We start from the raw sequence: 2,448 nt of genomic DNA, 5'->3' as shown, positions 1-2,448 counted from the left end.
CCCCTTGCCAGTGCAAGGGGTGCTCGGGTTGGCGCCTTGCGAGATGTGGGGTGCGGAACGGCCGATGCGGAGAAGGCATTGCCCCTTGATCCAGAGCATGGTGGCTGGTCGTCTTGCTATGTCCGCTTGGTCGAATGTCTTCAGTTCAGCTGGGTCAGCACGCCGTCCGGATCGTTGATCTGCCCGTCCAAAGGTGCGTCGGTCGCGCCATAGATGGTTTCCGGCGACACGATGACCGGTGGCAGTTCGCGCCCGCGCGGACTGAATTCAGGTCCGACCAGACGCAGCGAGTCTTCGGCACTGCGGATCAGGACCGTCGTCGGCACCGAGACGCGGTCATAGAGGTCGATGATGTCGTGGTTGAAAAGCCGGATACAGCCTGCGGACCCCGAATTTCCGATCGAGGACATATCGTTGGTGCCGTGAATGCGGAAGTAGCTGTCGCGGTTGCCGCGATAGAGATAGAGAGCTCGCGCGCCAAGCGGACTTGCAAGCCCGCCGGGAACGCCCTTGGCGAAGGGGCCGTAGACCTCGGGTTGTTTGCGGACCATGTTCTTGGTCGGCGTCCAGCCCGGCCATTCCTTTTTGACCCGGATCGTGGTCGTCGATTTCAGCGCGAGGCCTGCCCGGCCCACGGCGATCGGATAGCGCCAGGCCGTCCCGTCGCCGAGGATATAGTAAAGGAACTTGGCATGCGGGTCGATGACGATGGTCTCCGCAGGTTCGGAACCTTCATAGAAAACAAGCTGCCGACGGTTTGGCCATTCGAGATATTGCGGCGGGACCGGGGGCAGAAGAAAGTCATTGTCCAACAGCAGATCATAGCCCTCAATCGGCGTGAAGCCGAATTTCGACACCGCACCGCCATCGCCGTCCTTCGGCGTTCCCGCGCAGGCCGTTACGAGAGTGGAACCTGCCAAACACAAAAAGGCGCGCCGGGTCGGGGTCAGGGCTGTCATGGGCTTTTTGCACTCCTGTGGTTTAGGCTTATGCCTAGCATCATTGACGTCAGCGACGGAAGTCCGATCGCGCGGCAGCGACGCACTTCCTCGTCGGGCGTTGTAATCGAGCCCATGTGGCGGGGGTGGCTGAGGCAATCCAGATGATGGCGTCGGTGGTACGGATTTCCGGACTGGTGATCATGTCGCGGCAAGTTATGAACGGGGTTCATGATGGAAATATCAATATCCCGCACGCGCCGCATCGCCCTTCCGATGTCCTTGATGATCTGGGGCAGCTATATGCTGCTGCGCTATCCGGTCCTGAAGACGACGCCATATATGGACTACGTGCCATCCGCCCTGCCAGCCGCCGTCGCGTCTTTGGCAATCGGATATGCGCTGACCCTTCTGGGCGCGATGATCTGGCAGAACCGGCGAAACCTGCGTCGGGTTCTGAAACCAACGCGTGCGCGCATATTCGGGGCGCTTGCATTGGGCTTTTTCACCGCGCCGGGCTTTTTCGGGCGTATTCCCTTCATGTTCGGCGGTTTCGCAATCATGATACTGTCCGATGCACCGCACGATACGGGATATGCGCTGATTTTCCTGATCCCTGCTGCACTCTGGTATCCGGTCAGCGGCCTGATCGTGACCTCAATTCGTTCCAAACTGTGGCGCGCCGCAATTTTCGCTCTGATGGATGTCGCGGTGCTTGCCACCGCATTCCTCGTGACAGGCATCCCGCAGTTCCGCCCGTGAGGGGACGAATCAAAGACCGTCCCCCCCTGCCGCGGCCTAGCCGACGACGTTGAATTCCGGCCCATAAGGATATTTGGTGATATCCTCGTTGCCGTCCTCGGTGATCACCAGAATGTCATGCTCGCGGTAGCCGCCCGCACCCGGCTGGCCTTCGGCGATGGTCAACATCGGTTCCATCGAGATGACCATGCCGGGTTCCAGCACCGTGTCGATATCCTCGCGCAGTTCCAGCCCCGCCTCGCGGCCGTAATAATGGCTGAGCACACCGAAGGAATGGCCGTAGCCGAAGGTGCGGTATTGCAAAAGCTGGCGCTCTTCGAAGAAGTCGTTGATCTTCGCCGTGATCTCGGCGCAGCTTGCGCCCGGCTTCAACAGGCTCATCCCGTATTCATGGGCGGCGACGTTCGCCTCCCAGATCTTCAGGGACGCCGCATCGACCTCGCGCACGAACATCGTGCGTTCGAGCGCGGTGTAATAGCCCGAGATCATCGGGAAGGTGTTGAGCGACAGGATATCGCCAACCTGACATTCCCGCGCGGTGACCGGGTTGTGGGCGCCATCGGTGTTGATGCCGGACTGGAACCAGACCCAGGTGTCGCGGTATTCGGCATCGGGGAAGCGTTTGGCGATCTCCATCTCCATCGCGTCACGGCCCGCCATGGCCACGTCAAGCTCGCGCGCGCCGACCTTGACCGCGTCGCGGATCGCATAGCCACCGACAGCGGCGACATTGGCGCCATGCTTGATC

Annotated in this window: 3 protein-coding genes; 1 reads left to right on the top strand and 2 read right to left on the bottom strand. The window is 60.8% G+C overall.

Going from position 1 to position 2,448, the window contains the following annotated elements:
- Positions 1 to 140: 140 nt before the first annotated feature.
- Positions 141 to 959 (bottom strand): L,D-transpeptidase, encoded by an 819-nt coding sequence (locus WBB85_RS07845; RefSeq protein ID WP_432638065.1) that lies wholly within the window; start codon positions 957 to 959, stop codon positions 141 to 143.
- 210 nt (positions 960 to 1,169) lie between these two features.
- On the opposite strand from WBB85_RS07845, the gene WBB85_RS07840 reads away from it, so the two are divergent.
- Positions 1,170 to 1,700: a hypothetical protein gene (locus tag WBB85_RS07840; protein ID WP_432638064.1), complete on the top strand. Its 531-nt coding sequence runs from the start codon at positions 1,170 to 1,172 to the stop codon at positions 1,698 to 1,700.
- Positions 1,701 to 1,736: 36 nt separating this feature from the next.
- Here the strand turns inward: WBB85_RS07840 and WBB85_RS07835 are convergent.
- A partial coding sequence (locus WBB85_RS07835; RefSeq protein WP_432638063.1) for a M24 family metallopeptidase occupies positions 1,737 to 2,448 on the bottom strand: 712 nt, incomplete at its 5' end.

It is taken from the genome of Albidovulum sp., from assembly GCF_049646345.1.
GTDB lineage: Bacteria > Pseudomonadota > Alphaproteobacteria > Rhodobacterales > Rhodobacteraceae > Albidovulum.
Note: the sequence above shows the minus strand (reverse complement) of the source record. Positions and strands in the feature narration are given on the sequence as shown.